Origin of the sequence: Daejeonella sp. (genome assembly GCF_036405355.1) — a bacterium.
Classification (GTDB): domain Bacteria; phylum Bacteroidota; class Bacteroidia; order Sphingobacteriales; family Sphingobacteriaceae; genus Daejeonella.
Map to the genome: position 1 here is coordinate 1 of NZ_DASWXT010000041.1, position 17,791 is coordinate 17,791.

Annotated in this window: 13 protein-coding genes; 7 read left to right on the forward strand and 6 right to left on the reverse strand. The window is 40.2% G+C overall.

What is annotated here, in order from left to right:
- Positions 1 to 629 precede the first annotated feature (629 nt).
- The 4 genes from VGE44_RS05140 to VGE44_RS05155 all read left to right on the forward strand — a co-directional run bounded on the left by VGE44_RS05140 (position 630) and on the right by VGE44_RS05155 (position 6,458).
- Positions 630 to 1,940, forward strand: a complete 1,311-nt coding sequence (locus VGE44_RS05140) for a hypothetical protein (RefSeq protein ID WP_331076677.1) — start codon at positions 630 to 632, stop codon at positions 1,938 to 1,940.
- A gap of 21 nt (positions 1,941 to 1,961) precedes the next feature.
- On the forward strand, positions 1,962 to 3,464 hold the full coding sequence (locus tag VGE44_RS05145) for a serine hydrolase (protein ID WP_331076678.1): 1,503 nt from the start codon (positions 1,962 to 1,964) through the stop codon (positions 3,462 to 3,464).
- 106 nt (positions 3,465 to 3,570) lie between these two features.
- On the forward strand, positions 3,571 to 4,842 hold the full coding sequence (locus VGE44_RS05150) for a serine hydrolase domain-containing protein (RefSeq protein ID WP_331076679.1): 1,272 nt from the start codon (positions 3,571 to 3,573) through the stop codon (positions 4,840 to 4,842).
- A 32-nt stretch (positions 4,843 to 4,874) separates the two neighbouring features.
- On the forward strand, positions 4,875 to 6,458 hold the full coding sequence (locus tag VGE44_RS05155; RefSeq protein WP_331076680.1) for a D-aminoacylase: 1,584 nt from the start codon (positions 4,875 to 4,877) through the stop codon (positions 6,456 to 6,458).
- Between the two features lie 122 nt (positions 6,459 to 6,580).
- Here the strand turns inward: VGE44_RS05155 and VGE44_RS05160 are convergent, their stop codons facing one another.
- Complete coding sequence (locus tag VGE44_RS05160; RefSeq protein WP_331076681.1) at positions 6,581 to 7,333, reverse strand: class I SAM-dependent methyltransferase; 753 nt, start codon at positions 7,331 to 7,333, stop codon at positions 6,581 to 6,583.
- Positions 7,334 to 7,428: 95 nt separating this feature from the next.
- Between VGE44_RS05160 and VGE44_RS05165 the strand changes: the two genes are divergently transcribed.
- Positions 7,429 to 8,313 carry a transglutaminase-like domain-containing protein gene (locus tag VGE44_RS05165; RefSeq protein WP_331076682.1) on the forward strand — a complete coding sequence of 295 codons (885 nt, stop codon included), beginning with the start codon at positions 7,429 to 7,431 and terminating at the stop codon, positions 8,311 to 8,313.
- 177 nt (positions 8,314 to 8,490) lie between these two features.
- Here the strand turns inward: VGE44_RS05165 and prfB are convergent.
- Positions 8,491 to 9,568, reverse strand: a protein-coding gene (prfB, locus tag VGE44_RS05170) for a peptide chain release factor 2 (RefSeq protein WP_324484848.1) whose coding sequence is annotated in 2 segments (ribosomal slippage) — positions 8,491 to 9,507 and positions 9,509 to 9,568 — 1,077 coding nt in all. Because the reading frame shifts where the segments join, the coding sequence is not laid out codon by codon here.
- A gap of 52 nt (positions 9,569 to 9,620) precedes the next feature.
- On the opposite strand from prfB, the gene VGE44_RS05175 reads away from it, so the two are divergent.
- Positions 9,621 to 10,349 (forward strand): hypothetical protein, encoded by a 729-nt coding sequence (locus VGE44_RS05175; protein WP_331076683.1) that lies wholly within the window; start codon positions 9,621 to 9,623, stop codon positions 10,347 to 10,349.
- 426 nt (positions 10,350 to 10,775) lie between these two features.
- Here VGE44_RS05175 and VGE44_RS05180 read toward each other — a convergent pair whose 3' ends face one another.
- Genes VGE44_RS05180 through VGE44_RS05190 form a run of 3 tightly spaced genes read right to left on the reverse strand, consistent with a single transcriptional unit; the run spans position 10,776 to position 14,755 of the window.
- Positions 10,776 to 11,978, reverse strand: a complete 1,203-nt coding sequence (locus VGE44_RS05180; protein WP_331076684.1) for a Fic family protein — start codon at positions 11,976 to 11,978, stop codon at positions 10,776 to 10,778.
- Positions 11,979 to 12,034: 56 nt separating this feature from the next.
- Positions 12,035 to 13,438 (reverse strand): pitrilysin family protein, encoded by a 1,404-nt coding sequence (locus tag VGE44_RS05185; RefSeq protein ID WP_331076685.1) that lies wholly within the window; start codon positions 13,436 to 13,438, stop codon positions 12,035 to 12,037.
- A gap of 3 nt (positions 13,439 to 13,441) precedes the next feature.
- Positions 13,442 to 14,755, reverse strand: coding sequence for a pitrilysin family protein (locus tag VGE44_RS05190; protein WP_331076686.1), 1,314 nt, complete (start codon positions 14,753 to 14,755; stop codon positions 13,442 to 13,444).
- Positions 14,756 to 14,856: 101 nt separating this feature from the next.
- Between VGE44_RS05190 and pgi the strand changes: the two genes are divergently transcribed.
- Complete coding sequence (gene pgi, locus VGE44_RS05195; protein ID WP_331076687.1) at positions 14,857 to 16,509, forward strand: glucose-6-phosphate isomerase; 1,653 nt, start codon at positions 14,857 to 14,859, stop codon at positions 16,507 to 16,509.
- Between the two features lie 203 nt (positions 16,510 to 16,712).
- Here pgi and VGE44_RS05200 read toward each other — a convergent pair whose 3' ends face one another.
- A complete protein-coding gene (locus tag VGE44_RS05200; RefSeq protein WP_331076688.1) occupies positions 16,713 to 17,777 on the reverse strand; it encodes a glutaminyl-peptide cyclotransferase in 1,065 nt (354 codons plus the stop codon).
- Positions 17,778 to 17,791: the final 14 nt, after the last annotated feature.

The following is a 17,791-nucleotide window of genomic DNA, read 5'->3' on the forward strand; positions in this document are numbered from 1 at the left end:
AGCAAACCTGAGGGCATGCCGATGGCAGCTTAAAAGGGATTCTAGGCGGTTGCTTCGCTAAAAACTTAAATCATTGTTCTAAATCGAAATGTCAAGAACATACCAGCTTATCTCACCGTTGGCTACTTATAAAAAATGCAATTAGGTAAAATCTGGTTTAGGTAGGTTGAGCAACAGCCACCTTCGCGAGAATGACAAGTCAATAAGGGGAGGTGGAGATTCCGGCCTTCGCCGGAATCGAACTAAATGAGAACGCCAGCAAGTATTTCTATGTCAAATCGCCTCCGATTCCAGCGAAGGCTGGAATCTCCCTATCCCCAATACGCTAATTGTCATTCCAGCGAAAGCTGGAACCTCATACTCAATTTGTCATCCAATTACCATCGACCCCGAAGGTGATAGTATGTGTCGCTTTGTTACATGCGACCACCTTCGGGGTCGGGATTTCCGTGTTACCGTATCTATAAACATTTGACCCCTTTGGGGTCAGCAGTAAAAACCAATATGACTTGCAATCAATTGGATCAAAAAAACTTAAAGCAGGTTTTTTAAGAACTTCATCTTAACCAGACACAGTGATTAATGAATTTGCTATTTTGCATTATCATAAATTCAAATAATCAAAGATCATGCGCAAAATCACAAGCCTCACACTATTCATACCTCTGATTTTTATGATCTCCTGTTCAGAAAAAAACAATACCAGAGATAAAGAATTAAACAGCCTGGCAGAGCAATACGTACAACTCGGATTAAACATCGGTCAGTATGACCCTGATTTTGTAGATGCTTACTATGGGCCCGATTCTCTGAAGCCGAATACCGATACACTTGCAATATTTCCAAAAGACAGCCTGTTAAACTCTGTCGCCGGACTAAAAAACAAACTCAGGGAGATCTCTTCCGAACTCAGCGATACCGGCAAAACAAGAGCCGGCTGGATGTCTCAGCAACTCACAGCTTTTGATCGTCGGATCCGGATCTTTTCGGGTGAATTCAAAAGTTTTGATGAAGAATCCAAAGATCTGTTTGGTATTTCTGCTCCGGTTTATCCTGAAAGTCATTATGCTGCTCTTTTAGATTCCCTAAACAAAATACTACCCGGAAATGGAGATGTTCAATCCCGGTTTCAGAAACTGGCAAATCAATTCATCATCCCAAAAGATAAGCTGGATACCGTTTTCAGAGCCACTATTGCTGAGGCCCGCAGAAAAACTAAAGAACATTATGGACTTCCTGCCGAAGAATCATTTAGTATTGAATACGTAAATAATAAGCCCTGGAGTGGCTACAACTGGTATAAAGGCAATTTCACTAGTATCATTCAGATCAATACTGATACTCAGATCTTTTTAGAACGTGCCATTGATGTGGGAAGCCATGAGAGCTATCCGGGACACCATGTGTATAATATGCTTCTTGAAAAAAACCTGTACCGCGATAAAGGATGGGTTGAGATTTCATTATATCCATTATTCAGTCCGCAATCATTCATAGCCGAAGGAAGTGCGAATTATGGCGTTGAACTGGCTTTCCCGGGAGATAATAAGATCCGGTTTGCCAAAGAAACATTACTCCCTATGGCCGGCCTCGATACTACAAATCTAAGCCTGTATTTCAAAGCACTGGCAATCAGATCACAGCTTAATTACGCACGGAATGAAGCCGGCAGAGGTTTAGTTAATCGCACTATGGATGAAAAACAAGCTCTTGACTGGATGGTCAAATATTGTCTTTATAATGAAGAAACAGCTTTAAAATCAATCTCCTTTATCAAAAAATATCGTAGTTATATCATCAATTATAATTACGGAATGGACCTGGTGAAACAGTATGTGGAAGCAAAAGCCGGAGATAGAAATAATGCGAAAAAACAATGGGAAGTTTTCGGACACTTGCTTAGTAATCCGGTACTGCCGGAAGATTTGCTGATCAAATAAATTATAAGATATCTTTATAAAGTGAAAAAAATACTCTTAGTACTACTATTGCTTCCATTAGCTGTATCCGCCCAGAACAAAGGATTTGAGGAAAAAGCAGCAAAGATTGATACTTATATAAACGCTTTACTTTCCGACTGGAATATTCCGGGTCTTGCTCTGGTCATTGTCCATAAAGATCAGGTACTTTATACGAAAGGATATGGGTTCAGGGATCTGGAAAACAAACTCCCTGCTACTGAAACGACTCTGTTTCCAATTGCCTCAAACACCAAGCTTTTTACAGCAACACTGGCAACACAGCTTGCTGCTGAAGGCAAATTAAGTCTGGATGCACCTGTAAAGCAGTATTTACCTGAAGTTAATTTTTATAACCCTGAATTAAATTTCAAAGTAAGCATGCGGGATTTGCTAAGTCACCGAACCGGTCTTCCTTCTTACGATGGGATCTGGTTAAATGCTCCATTCAAAAGAAAAGAACTGTTAAGCAAGATATCCTTTATGAAGCCAAGCCTTGGTTTCAGGGAGGGGTATATATATAATAATAACATGTACACTTTAGCCGGGCTGGCAATTGAAGCGGTAAGCGGTAAAAGCTGGGAAGAAAACGTGCAGGAGCGAATTTTTAAGCCTCTGGAAATGAATTCGAGTGGATTTACAGGAGTAGGTGTACGTCCGGAGAATCATTCCCTGTCTTATTTTGAGGCTGAAGGCACAGGGAAACTCACGGCCCGTACATTTCTTGCTCAATCAGAATTACTTGCACCGGCCGGAAATATTTATTCCAGTATGGTGGATATGAGCAAATGGCTCATTCTGCAGGTCAATGGCGGAAAATATATGGGAAAGCAGGTTATTGCGGCATCTGCTGTTGAGGAGACCAAAATCCCGAATGCTATTTCTGACAAAAGAGGCCGATACGATGAACTATCCAATGCCATTTATGCAATGGGCCGTTCCCTGCAAAGCTATAAAGGCACCAAAATGATTAGTCATACAGGATCAATTGATGGCTTTTATTCTAATTTAAGCTATCTGCCAAAAGACAGTATTGCGTTATTTATTGTTCACAATTCCGTATCGGCAGGCTCCCTTCGTTCAGTAATGAATTTGCCGCTAATAGACATCCTGGAGAACAGGGAAATAACAGAATGGAGTGCGAGATATAGAAAGGATTATCTGGAGGCACAGGAAAAAAACAAAAAGACTGTGGATGAAATCAATGCTTCACAGGTAAAAAACACCCTCCCATCCCATCAGGCTCTGGCATACACCGGCAAGTTCAGTCACCCGGTATATGGCGAGATCCTTATCGGATTAAAAAACAATGATCTGCAGCTACAGTACCGAAGTCTAAGTGCCACCCTGCATCACTGGCATTATGATCAATTTATTACGATGGATGATGGAAGAGGTTTTCCGGATATGCGAATCAGTTTTCTGACAAATGATAAGGGGGAGATCGACCGCATCAGTACACGCCCTTTCGGTGATCCGCTTACCGAATTTGTAAGGGTGAAATAAGAATTGAAAATCCGATCGACTGTTTTGTATTATGAATTCTATTTGCATAATTTACCAATCGTTATCTAAAAAATAAACCCGTAAAAAATAATCCATAATTAATCTCATGAAAAAATTATTAATCCTTCTCCTGGTCTGTTCTGCAAGTATAACAGGCTTTAGCCAAACTATCATGAATTCAACGCCCGAAGCTGCAGGCTTCTCCTCTGAGCGCTTGAAACGAATTGATAATGCGATGAATGAATGGGTTGAGAAAGAATATATGAACGGAGGGGCTGCTTTAATTATACGTGATGGCAAAATTGCATACTACAAGGCAAATGGATACAATGATTTGGATACTAAAGCCCCGCTTCAAAGGGATGGCATTTTCAGAATTGCATCACAAACCAAAGCAATTACCAGTGTAGCCATTATGATGCTTTTTGATGAAGGCAAGTTATTGTTAACCGATCCGGTTTCAATGTATATCCCTTCATTTAAGAAGCAAAGTGTCCTGGTTGACTTTAACCCGAAAGATACAAGCTACACCACTGTTCCAGCTAAGCGGGAAGTCACCATCAAGGATCTTCTGACTCATACTTCAGGACTCGGATACGCACAAATTGGTTCAAAGGAAGCGAATGCGATCTATGCAAAAAACAATATCACAGCAGGATTGGGAGTAAAAGACAGAACTTTACTTCAGGCAATGACCCGTCTGGGTGAAATGCCCTTAATGCACCAGCCGGGAGAGAAATTTACTTACGGACTTAATACCGACGTTTTAGGTTGTTTGGTTGAAGTGATATCCGGCGTGAGTCTGGATGAATTTTTCAGAACCAGGATTTTTGAACCTCTGGGAATGAAAGATACCTATTTCAATTTACCTCAGTCAAAAGCAAATCGTCTGGTAAACCTGTATACTGAAACTTCTCAGGGGAAACTGGTGAAAGCAAATGCAGGAATGTTAAACAGTGTGGCGACTTCCAATTACCCATTGGTACCACATACTTATTATTCAGGTGGTGCCGGTTTAAGTTCTACACTGTATGATTATGGTATCTTTCTCCAGATGCTTTTGAATAATGGCGTTTACAATGGCAAAAGATTATTGGGCCGTAACACGGTGAGAATGATGACCACCAACCAAATTGAAGGTGTACCTTATGCAAGTGGAACTTTCGGACTTGGATTTGGGGTAGTTACTGATCAAAACAGTGGAAGTGCACCTGCACAGGTTGGAACATTTAACTGGGGTGGTGCTTTTGCAACTTCTTATTGGGTTGATCCTAAAGAAAAAATGGTTTACCTGTTCTTCCGACAGTTACAGGCAAGAACACATAATGAGGTAGTAGAAAAATTCAGGGCTTTAACTTATCAGGCAATTAACGATTGATATTGGCTTTAGCTCAGATTCAGATATAAATCATGAAAAAAATACTCACACTTGCCGGAATAGTTCTAAGCTCCTTAATGGTTAAGGCTCAGCTAACTGCAGACCTTATCATAAGGAATGGGAAAATATACGATGGTACCGGGAACTCCTGGTATTATGGTGATGTTGCTGTAAAAGATGGGAAGATCATCAAAACGGGATACATTACAGATATCCGGGCAAGCAGAACTATCGATGCAAAAGGATTGCTGGTAGCACCCGGCTTTATCGATGTTCATGGCCATATTGAGGGTGGAATTATAACTACGCCAACCGCAAACAATTATATTTTCGATGGCGTAACCACCGTGGTTACCGGTAATTGTGGCGGTTCTGCAGATAATATTGGCAGCTTTTTACAGGAAGTGAACAAGATTCGTCCTTCGATCAATGTTGCAAGTCTGATCGGTCATAATACTGTAAGAGCTCAGGTGATGAACCGTGACAATCGCAAGCCTACCGCGCAGGAGCAACAGAAAATGGATGCTCTCGTAGATCAGGCAATGAAAGAAGGTGCGGTGGGTCTCTCCACCGGATTGATCTATATTCCGGGAACCTTTGCTGAAACTGAAGAGGTAATCTCATTGGCAAAGGCCGCTGCAAAGAATAAAGGAGTTTATGCTTCCCACATCCGCAATGAAGAAAATCAGGCCGTTGAAGCTGTAAATGAAGCGATTAATATCGGAAAAGAGGCAAATATTCCGGTTCAGATTTCGCATTTTAAAATAGGCGGAAGATCAAACTGGGGCAAATCAGATGTTACGCTCAATTTGGTTAAAGAAGCAAGGGAGAATGGCTGGGATGTTACTATAGATCAATATCCATACACCGCGAGCAGCACCAATCTTGGAATTCGCTTACCCGACTGGGCTTTTGCGGGCGGTAATGATTCATTGAAAGCAAGATTGAATAATCCGGTGATCCGCGCTGAGATAAAAAAGGAGATGCTGGCACAACTTGCAGGCTATAAATTCAAGAATTACAGTTATGCCGTGGTAGCCAACTACCCATCGGATACAAGCATGAATGGTAAGAACATTTCGGAGATCAATAAACTGATGGGCAGAAAAGCCAAGCCCAGATATGAAGCAGAAACCATTATGGACATGGTTGAAAAAGGCGGGGCCCAAATGGTTTATAACAGCATGAATGAGCTTGATGTTAAGAACATCATGAAATATCCTTTCAGCATGTTCGGAGCAGATGCAGGAGTACCTGTACCAGGAAGAGGAATGCCGCATCCTAGAGGTTATGGTACCAATGCCAGGGTATTGGGCAAATACGTGCGCGATGAAAAAGTAATTACAATGGAGGATGCGATCAGAAGGATGACCTCGCTGGCAGCACAAAAATTTGGCCTGAGTGATCGCGGACTATTACTACCCAACTACGCCGCAGATATTGTGATCTTCAGTGAATCAGAAGTAAATGATATGGCCACTTTCCTGAAACCTCATGCCTATTCCAAAGGGTTTAAATATGTGATTGTAAATGGAGAACTGGTGGTTGAAAATGAGAAGCATTTGGGAACAAAAAGCGGGAAAGCACTGTATGGACCGGCATATTTAATTAATTGACAGTTGACAATTGACAGTTGACAATCATACGTTTCAGTAAATATTTAGTAAAAGCACCTCAAAATATGCTGTCTAGAGGTATCACATTTTGTGATAACACATTATCCAAAGAGTTTCCAAATTCAAAACCTGATCTTAAAATCCTCTTTTCGCTGTGCTCTTCTGACAAAGACCAATCCTATCCAAAACAGATCGATTGTAACGCTGACTTCAGAATTTGATTTAATTTCTTCCCAGGCAGATTTCATCTCTCTGCTACGGTAAATATCCTCAAAGACCATCATTGAATGTTCGCTCATCTTGGGCAGACAGCTTTTAAAATAGTTCATAATAGAGTCTCTGGAATGATTTCCATCAATCAGAATAAAATCAAGTTCAGGAATTCCGTCAAGTAGTTTTGGCAATAAATCTTCCACGTTCGCCGAGAGTAGTTCAACATTATGGATGTTTAGTTTATGGAGAGCCTCTTCTGCGATACTTAAGGACTCAGAATTTCCCATTATACTAACAAGCCTTGCCTCAGGGGCCGCTTTTGACAGGTAGGCGGTAGTAATCCCGAAAGAATCACCCAATACAATACTAATTCCAGGCTTTAGATCTGCTACAAGCCGGTATAGAAGTTGAATGAGTTTGGCAGGTATTGGGACTTTCTTTGTCACATGCGATACTGCAGCAGACTCAGCATTGCTTATCCAACGTTTATCCTGCTCTAAATCATTTCTTAGTTGTTCAATTTCCTGATAAACTGTTTTGGCACGAAAATCGTAAATAACCTCATCAAGAAGCCGGTATACAAAAGGGGAATGAACTCCATGACGGGTTTTGGCCTTAGACCAATGCTTCAGGAAACTAATTGCCAATGAGAGCTTCAACATAGGGTTAAAGATAGTTGTCAGATTTGAGATGTGAGATATGAGAAGCTAATAGCTTTTAAGAACAAATACATTTTTGCGTAAATTTGTAAATAGCAATGAATGAGAAGGAAGTAGAATCACTTATTAAATTACTCGACGACCCGGACACAGAGATTTCGCGCCATGTGGAGGATAAGTTATTATCCTATGGCAACGAGGTTATTGGATATCTGGAAAATGCCTGGTCTCAGTCACTGGATACCCTTCTGCAGGAGAGGATAGAAAACCTTGTCCACAGAATTCAGTTTCAGAATGTTAAACGGGAGCTTGAATTATGGCATATAGGGGGATCTTTTGACCTCCTGCAGGGAATGCTGATCATTAATAAATATCAGTACCCTGACCTCGATGAACAAAAAATCATCAATCAGATTGAGGATATTAAAAGAGACATCTGGATGCAGATGATTTATGAAATGAGCGCAGTTGAGAAAGTAAAATTAATCAATCACATCTTCTACGGTGCTTATGGATTTTCAGGCAACACTACCAACCATCAGGATCCGCAAAATTCTTATTTGAGCCAGGTTCTTGAAAGTAAAAAAGGAAACCAGATCCTGCTCGCGGTAATCTATTCCATCATTGCCCAAAAACTGGATATCCCTGTCTATGGTGTAAACCTGCCACAGCATTTCATACTGGCTTATGTAGATGAAAATCCGACAGAAGATTTCCATGTATCTCAAAATGTGTTCGAGAACAGCATCCTGTTTTATATCAATGCTTTTAACAAGGGTTTTATTTTTGGCCGTAAAGATGTGGATGCATTCTTAAAACAACTGAATCTGAAACCGCTTAACCATTTTTATGAACCTTGCAGCAATACTGAGATTATCCAGCGGGTGCTAAGAAACCTGATCAGCGCTTATGAAAAACTTTCTGCTGTTGAAAAGGTAGCGGAACTGGAGGAATTGCTATCGATTTTCCCGGAACCGAAATAAGAAATTAGAACCAAGAACCAGGATTCAAGACAGTTTACGGGTAAATTAAATGATGCATATTGGAACTTGTTATCTGTTACCTGTTATCAGATAACTGGTAACAATGATCAGTACAGATTGGAATATTTACATCAATTTTCCTTGTCTTGGCTCCTGGCTCTTGATACTTGGCTCTAATTAAAATTCCATCAAATACGCCTTCAAAAATTCATCCAGATCACCATCGAGCACGGCCTGAGCATTTGAGGTTTCGTAATTTGTTCGAAGATCCTTCACCAGTTTATAGGGGTGCAGCACATAATTTCTAATCTGTGACCCCCATTCTATCTTTTTCTTATTTCCTTCGATCGTAGCAGAAGCTTCCTGACGTTTACGCATTTCAGCCTCATAAAGCTGCGATTTCAGTAAACGAATCGCATTCTCCTTATTTTGAAGCTGTGATCTTGATTCCTGATTTTTGATGATAATGCCCGATGGTTTATGATATAAACGAACCGCAGTTTCCACCTTGTTTACATTCTGTCCGCCGGCACCACCCGAACGGAAAGTTTCAAATTCAATATCAGCAGGATTAACATAGATCTCGATCGTATCATCTACCAGAGGATAAACATAAACCGAGGCAAATGAAGTATGGCGCTTCGCATTTGAATCAAATGGAGAAATTCTTACCAGACGGTGAACACCGTTCTCCCCCTTGAGGTAACCATATGCAAAATTACCTTCAAACTGAATGGTAACCGTTTTAATTCCTGCAACATCACCTTCCTGAATATCCTGTTCTGATACTTTAAATCCATGCTTCTCTCCCCACATCACATACATCCTTAACAACATGGATGCCCAGTCACAGCTTTCAGTACCACCCGCTCCCGCAGTGATCTGCATTACCGCATTCAGCTGATCCTCTTCAGAACTGAGCATATTTTTGAACTCCAGTTCTTCAACCTTTTTCAAAGTAATTTCATACTGCTCTTTGAGTTCAGCCTCTGTTGCATCTCCAGATTGAAAGAAATCATGCATTACGGCAGCATCTTCCACAGAAGCTTCTGCAGCCTGGAATTCATCAGTCCACTTTTTCTTGGAATTAATAGAATGCAATGATTTTTCGGCCTCTTTGGGATCATCCCAAAAATCGGGCCTGAGGGCTATATCCTGTTCGTTCTTGAGATCATCTAACTTCTTGTCGATGTCAAAGATGCCTCCTCAGAGACGTTATTCTGTCCCTTAAATCCGTAATATTTTCTTTGGTCATGATGCAAAAATATAAAAAATTGCATCTTTGGTATCGCACTAAATAATTAATCTTGAGAAATTACATCCTGATGTTTATGACAGCCCTGATATTACAGGCCTGTACCTCAAGTAAAAAAAACTCCGATGCGGGATCTGCCAAGACCAGTACAGATACACCAATCAGTAAAACCCCCATCATTTTTAAAGGCTTATATACCTTTGGTAATGAGGTAAATACCTTTCAGGAATGCGTAATTCAAAAGTTTTACTGGGTAAATGATAGCCTGGTTAATATGCGTAAACCCTATGAGGAGTCGGTCAAGTTCCTGTCCTATCCTTATGAAAGTGTCTATGCTGAAGTTAAAGGTTATTTATCCGGAAAATCACCTTTAGGATATGCGTCAGAATATGAAAATGTACTTGTCATTACAGAAATAATTAAGATAGAACCAAAAAACTTCCGGACCGAGTGTTATCAATATGAGTTCATCGCTATGGGCAATGAACCGTTCTGGTCGCTGGACATTATTCCCTCCGAAAAGCGAATAGTTTTAAAGGATGTTGCTGAGGAAAAGGTAACCGAATTTTTCTATTCTCCAGCCAATTTCAGTGCAGATACTTATCAGTACAGTACCACAAATCCGAAAAATGAAAAACTTGAAGTTCTGATCCGAAAAGAAAATTGTAGTGATGGAATGTCTGACCGTCAGTACAATTACTCAGCAGAAATCAGGCTGAACGGGAAAATTTTGAAAGGATGTGCGATAAAGAAGGGAGATAAATTTGTTGATCAACCTTAATTCAATCATTGTATAAAACCTTTAAATTTCTACAATTTGACGTGCCAGACTAATGAAATTATCACACCTAATATTATTGGAATAAATATATAAATAAAGCCTGCGATTTTACCGGCTTTATTTTGTTGGGGTGTTTCATCTTTGTACTCATCGAAAATACTCTCGTACTTTTTATCTCTAATTAAAAAATAATAAAAGATTGTAAATGGTATCGAAACGAGTAGCAAACTGCTTGGAACCGCTGGAAAATTCTTGTTAAAAATGTAAAAATAAATAAGCGAAACAAGCACACCTAACCAAGATAAGGTACCTACGCAAAGCATTATGACCGCCTCGAACCATACGCTACTTTTTGCCCTCTTAGTTCCATCCTTTGAGAGAGCGTTACATATGTGGACGAATAAATATTTCATTGAAATTCAAGTTTTAAGGCATATCCTTTTTAAATAAGTTCAGATATTCATGAAAAACGAAAACCCGGTATCGGGCTTGCCCTGTCGTTTCTACTAATATACCTGCGCGCTCGTATTCACTGACCAATTCATTAGCAGATTTTTTACTTAATTTACAAATATCCTCAACCTGCTTAATCTTAATTACCGGTTCTTCGAACAAATATTGCAGAAGAACCAAAGCCTGACTGCTGCGTCTGCCCCAGTTTTTAGCAATGTCCATCTCTAGTCTCTCTTTAAGTTTAAGGATGGTAGATAATGTTTGCACGGCTTGTTCTGCAGTTTGCGCCACTCCAACCAAAAAATACTTTAACCATTGGGCTAAATCATTCTTTTCCCTGACACGTGTTAAATTTTCATAATACAGACCCTTGTTTTTATCGAAAAACACAGACAAATAAAGTAAAGGCTTCTCTAAAATTCTTTCGCTAACTAAATACAAAGTTATTAGGAGCCGTCCTATTCTGCCATTCCCATCCAAAAAAGGGTGAATAGTTTCAAATTGATAATGAGCTATACCAATTCGGATTAAAGCGGGAACTTCAATCTCTTCATTATGAAGAAAATTTTCGAGATCGCCCATCAATTCATCAACGTAATTAAAATTGGGGGGTATAAATGCAGCATCACTAATTGAATTTCCTCCAATCCAATTCTGGCTTCTCCTATACTCTCCGGGCATTTTATGCTTTCCACGAGTCCCTTTGAGGAGAATATTGTGTGTTTTACGAAGCAAACGTGAAGATAAGGGCAAAGTTTTCAATTCCTCAATCGCCTTATTTAAAGATTCTGTATAGTTGCGAACCTCATGCCAATCGTTGCGTCGTTCCGGACTAATCTCGTTTTCTGGTAATAAAGCTTCGTCCATGGTTGTTTGAGTACCCTCAATTCGGCTCGAAACCACTGCTTCCTTTGTAACATGTAAGTGTATAAATAGATCCGTATTGGGTACCAACTTAGCAAAGGAATTTAACTCCCCTAATTTGATTGAAGCTTTCTCTAATAAAGTATTCAGCGAGCCATCATTCCACTCCCATTGATGGTTAATCGTTGATGGTACAAAGTATTTATAACCGATTCCCTTTTCAAAATGACCTGAGATAAATGATTCGATATTCTTTTTGTGTCCCATAATAAAAGTAAACTTACATAAAAACAGGTTTACTTTACCAATCAAAAGTAAACTTAAATAAAAGTAAGATTACTCTAATCCTGCATGAGATTGACTATAATCTAAAATCCATCAGCCTTAATCTCCTTTGTCACCACTGGTCCGTACTTCTCAGCAATCTTCTTAATATCTTCCGATTTCCCAATCAGTACAAACTGTAAATTATCTCTTGGAAAATACTTATTGATTATCTCCTTTGATTTTGCGACTGTTAGTCCGTCGACATTAGCCTGGAAATTATTTATATATGATTCATCAAACCCGTACCAGAACATTTGGGTAAGTAAACCTGCCAGCTGACTTGCAGTTTCATATTTTGGAGGGAACTGACCTTTGACATAGTTCTTTGCAGAAGTAAGAGTTTTCTCATCAATTCCTTTTTTATGCAGACTGTCAAGTACCTGCAATGCTTTATCCAAAGTAGCCTGAGTTGTTTTTGTTGCGGTAAAGGTCGAAATTGAGAATGTTCCGGAATTCTTCAGAGGGCTAAAGCCACTTCTGGCACCATAGGTGAGTCCCGAATTTACACGTAGCTCATCATTTAACCAGGAGGTAAAGCGACCTCCAAAAACTGTATTAACAACATCAATCGCGACAAAATCAGGATTATCACGACGAATCCCCAGTCCTCCAATATAAAGGGTGGTCTCACGCGCATCTTCCTTATTTACCAGCAATACTCTGGATGATTGAATCGATTTTACAGGCTGAGCAGCAAGAGCCTTTTGTGCAAGTGCCGACTTCTTCCAGCCACCGAACAAAGCTCTCAGGCGGGTTTTCATTTCCTGTGAATTGAAATCACCCACAATTGCAATGGCAGAACCTTGCGGACCGTAATTAGATTTGTAAAAATCTCTAAGGTCTTCGATGATGAATTTTCCAACGGTAGCCGGACTGCCGCTTACCGGGTTGGCATAAACATGATCCCCAAAAATGAACTTATCCCAGTAGGCATTAATCACATTTCTCGGACTAAGTTTTGCCTGATCCAGACCTGAAAGAACACGTTTCCGTTCCTTTTCAAACTCTTCCTGATCAAAGACAGGATCAATTAGAACTTCTTTTAAAATTGGCAAGACTTTATCCGCATCTTTCGCTGCAAACTTTGAAGAAAGTCCCGCAGATTCTTTGTTTGCATAGGTATTCAAACTCGCGCCAATAAAATCCAGTTCCTCTTCTATTTTAGTCTTGCTGTAGCTCTTTGTTCCATATTGTAATCCCGCAGCAGTTAAACTTGCTAAGCCTGATTTGTCTCCATCATAAATTGCTCCTGCGGGAATTATAGCCGATAAACTGATTACAGGAACTTCATGCTGCTCCATTAAATAAATGGTCAAACCATTGGGCAGAATAAATTTCTGATAAGCCGGTAATTTAAAGGCTGCCGGTGTATTCTGGGCAATTGCTGTACTGCATATCATCAAAGCAGTAAGAACAAGGCTGGTATATCTTTTTATGTTCTTCATTTCTTATTCCTCCACATTAGCTTTTAAAATCCCTACTGTGCGGTTTGACTTTTTGAAGTATTCATTTGCCACACGCTTTACATCTTCAATACTAACCTTAGAAAACTCTGCCGGAGCATCAAACATCTTTCGGTAGTCGCCAAAGAAGAGCTCATACGTTCCGATATTATTTGATTTGCCATTAATGGTTTCAAGCTGCCCGTAAAATTCCATCAGCTTCTGGTTTTTTATCTTTTGCAGTTCCTGCCCGGTAATTCCATCCTTTTTGATCTTCTCTATTTCAGCGTAAACAGCACTTTCAATATCCGATTCCTTTACATCTTTTGCTGCTAAAGCATAGATCATAAACAAATTTGGATCAAAGCTTTCGCTGAAATCAGTGCCGACCATCGTAGCCAATTGTTGTTTGTCGACCAGCTCTGAATGCAAACGCGAAGAATTTCCGCTTGAAAGCACTGAACTGAGGATACTCAAGGGATAAAAATCTTTACTCTTTGCTTCAGGCGTATGGTATCCAATCATTAAGTGAGGACTTGGTACTTCCTTTTGAGTATATACCCTACGCTCACCTGTTTGAGGTGGTTCAACCAGATTTACTGGTTTTGGAGGATCACTTGCAGGTATCGATGCCATATATTTTTCAGCCAGACGCTTTACTTCAGCGACTTTTACATTCCCTGAAACTACCACCACACAATTGTTAGGAGCATAATAGGTTTTGAAATATTTTTCCAGATCTTCTTTAGTCCAGTTTTTGATATCAGTTTCATAACCGATAACTGTCCAGTGATAGGAATGTTCCTGAAAAGCTGTTGCATAAACTGCATCATTCAGCATATTCCAGGGTGAGTTTTCCAGAGCAGTACTGCGTTCAGACAATACTACACCACGCTCACTTTCAACCATTTTCGGATCGATACTCAGGCTTGAAATACGGTCGGATTCAAGATCAAAAATAGTTTCCATAGCACTTACCGGAAACCAATCTGTATAAACAGTGACATTTTGGGTCGTATAAGCATTGTTAGCACCTCCATTAAACTCCATCGTCTGATCGAACAGCTTGGGTCCGAATTTTTTTGATCCATTGAACATCATATGCTCAAAGAAGTGGGATAATCCGGTAATTCCCGGATATTCATTCCTGGATCCTACCTTATAAAAAAGGTACATATTGGCATTCGGAATAGAACTATCCTCAAGCACCAGGAATTTCATGCCGTTATTTAATGTAAATGTCTTTACATCATCGGCCCTAGTCTGTGCTGACAGGGGAATCCAGCAGCCCAGAAGCAGAATACTTAGTAATCTTTTCATTAATTTATATTGGTCAGGTTGGAAATTAGTTCAAATTAATAGATATAAAATCTAATTTTACTATACTAGAATGATTTTTCTTTATTCAATTAACCAATTATATGCTTCCAAGAATAGATTTCTGCTCCACAGATGCTTACAAAGCACTTTTAAAACATTTTGAGCAGATAAAAAAAGAGCCGCTCCGGAATCTCTTTAAGGACCCCAAACGATTTGAACAGTTTTCGATCAGCTTTGGTGATATTTTGCTCGATTATTCTAAAAACCGCATTAATTCCGATACTCATGATTTATTGTTGCAATTGGCGAAAGAATGCGGGCTAAAAGATGCAATAGAGCAACAGTTTAAGGGAGAGATAATAAACGAAACAGAAGGCAGGGCTGTGCTGCATACTGCTTTGCGCAATCCTGACAGGACCGGCTTTATACTTGACGGAAAAGATATCTTACCTGATATCCACGGGGTATTGGATAAAATGGAGCAGTTTTCAGATCAGGTTATTTCCGGAGGATGGAAAGGATATAGTGGTAAATCAATTACAGATATTGTTAATATCGGCATAGGGGGCTCTGATCTTGGTCCGGTGATGGTTACTGAAGCTTTAAAAGCCTACAGCAATCATCTTAAGCTCCATTTTGTATCTAATGTAGATGGTTCGCACATCGCCGAAGCGCTCAAAAACCTTAATCCCCAGACCACGCTTTTCATGATTGCCTCTAAAACCTTTACTACCCAGGAGACGATGGCCAATGCTTATTCGGCACGCGACTGGTTCTTAAAGAACGGTGGAAATGAGGCTGCTGTTGCAAAACATTTTGTAGCCATCTCTACAAATGAAGCAGGAGTTGCGAAATTCGGGATTGATACGGCCAATATGTTTGAATTCTGGGATTGGGTTGGAGGGCGTTATTCGCTTTGGAGTGCTATCGGATTAAGTATAGCCTGCGGGATAGGATTTAAAAATTTTAAAGAATTACTTGCCGGAGCGCATGAAGCTGATAATCATTTTCGGAATAGTGATTTCAGAGAGAACATACCGGTCACACTGGCATTGCTGGGGATATGGTACACCAATTTTTTTGGTGCTGAAAGTCAGGCGATACTTCCGTACGACCAGTATATGCACCGCTTTGCTGCCTATTTCCAGCAGGGAGATATGGAGAGCAATGGTAAATCCAACGACCGAAATGGCAATCGGGTAAACTATCAAACCGGACCGGTTATCTGGGGGGAGCCTGGCACTAATGGTCAGCATGCATTCTATCAGCTTATCCATCAGGGGACAAAACTGATACCCTGCGACTTTATAGCACCGGCACAGAGCCATAATCCTATTGCTAATCATCATCAATTATTGCTCTCCAATTTCTTTGCTCAAACAGAAGCATTGATGAACGGTAAAAGCAGACAAGAAGTTGAAGAAGAACTAAAAGCTGCAGGAAAAAATGCACAAGAAATTGAAAAATTAGCACCATTCAAAGTATTTGAAGGGAACAGGCCAACCAACTCCATCCTGATCAAGAAAATTACTCCTTATACCCTTGGTTCGCTTATCGCGATTTACGAACATAAAATATTTGTTCAGGGCATCATCTGGAATATTTTCAGCTTTGATCAGTGGGGTGTTGAGCTTGGGAAGCAGCTGGCAGGGCGCATTCTTCCTGAGTTGGAGGATAATCAGCCCGTCAATGGGCATGATGCTTCAACTAATGGACTGATAAATCAGTATAAAGTGTGGAGGAAAGAGAGCTGAAAGGGGAATTAAGCTGAAAGGGAAAAGCTTCCCACCCACCGTCATTTCGAACACGCGAGTACTATTTTTCAATTTATTACATTTTTATCGCGTGGAGAAATCTGCCGGGTTTGAGAAGTATTAAAATAAGTTAAAATTGGATTAATCCTGCTTCTTGAAACAGATTCCTCTTCGTGCCTCCTTCGGAATGACGGTGCCTAAATCTATTGCAACTGCCCCAGTTTTATCTGAAACAACTTATCCCATTTCTTACCGGTAACAAACAAACGCTTCCCTTTACTGTCCCAGGCAATACCATTCAGAACGAAGCCATCAAAATCTTTCATTGGCCTGACTGAATCGGCATACAATTCGCTAAGATCGACCTCCGCAGTAACCTGTCCGTTAGCCGGATCAATAATTACAATACGGTTAGAACTATAAATATTTGCATAGATACGGCCATCAATAAATTCCATCTCATTCAGTTCTCTAACAGGTCCGTTTTGATCATAGACCTCAATAGAATTTTCCTGCATATAGGTATCTTTATTCAGGATGTAAATGGTATTGCTACCATCTGTACTATAAATAACTTTTCCGTCATTACATAAGCCCCAGCCCTCACGCTGATATTGGTTTGGAAATTCACGAAGCAGTTTCAGGGACTTGAGATCGTATTCCAGACTGACATTATTCTGATAAGTAAGCATCAGAATTTTATCCCCCACAATAGTAATTCCCTCGGCAAAAAGCTCATCCCGAACTTTTGTCATTTGCAGAACTTTGCCAGTAGCAGGGTCCGTTTTCCGTAAACTGGATTCCCCGGTCAGCCCATCACTCTCATATAAATAACCCTCATGGAATTCCAGTCCCTGGGTATATGAGCTGGTGTCGTGTTTAAATACCTGCTGAACGATATAGCCCAACTTTTGAGGAACCAACGTAGATTTCAAAACGATATTTGTACTGATCTCTTCAGGCTCTGATTGGCCCCGGTAGATCTTTGCGGTTATGGCCTTTATCCCTAATTGCAGCTCACCGGTTGGTACAGCAACCGATTTTTCATCTGCAGCCCTCTTCAGCTTAACCCCATCTGCAAAATAGACTACGGAATCAGCCTTCTCATTCAACTTAAGTTCAAGGTTTACAGAATCTCCAAGATTCACAGAGGTTCCGGCCTCAGGCATCACCCAGGAAGAAGATTCAGCACTTTGCTTCCCCTCATTCGAGCAATGTGTGAAAAATAAAATGCTGCAGACTGAGAGGCAAATTAATTTAAATCGCATGGTTCTTTTTTATT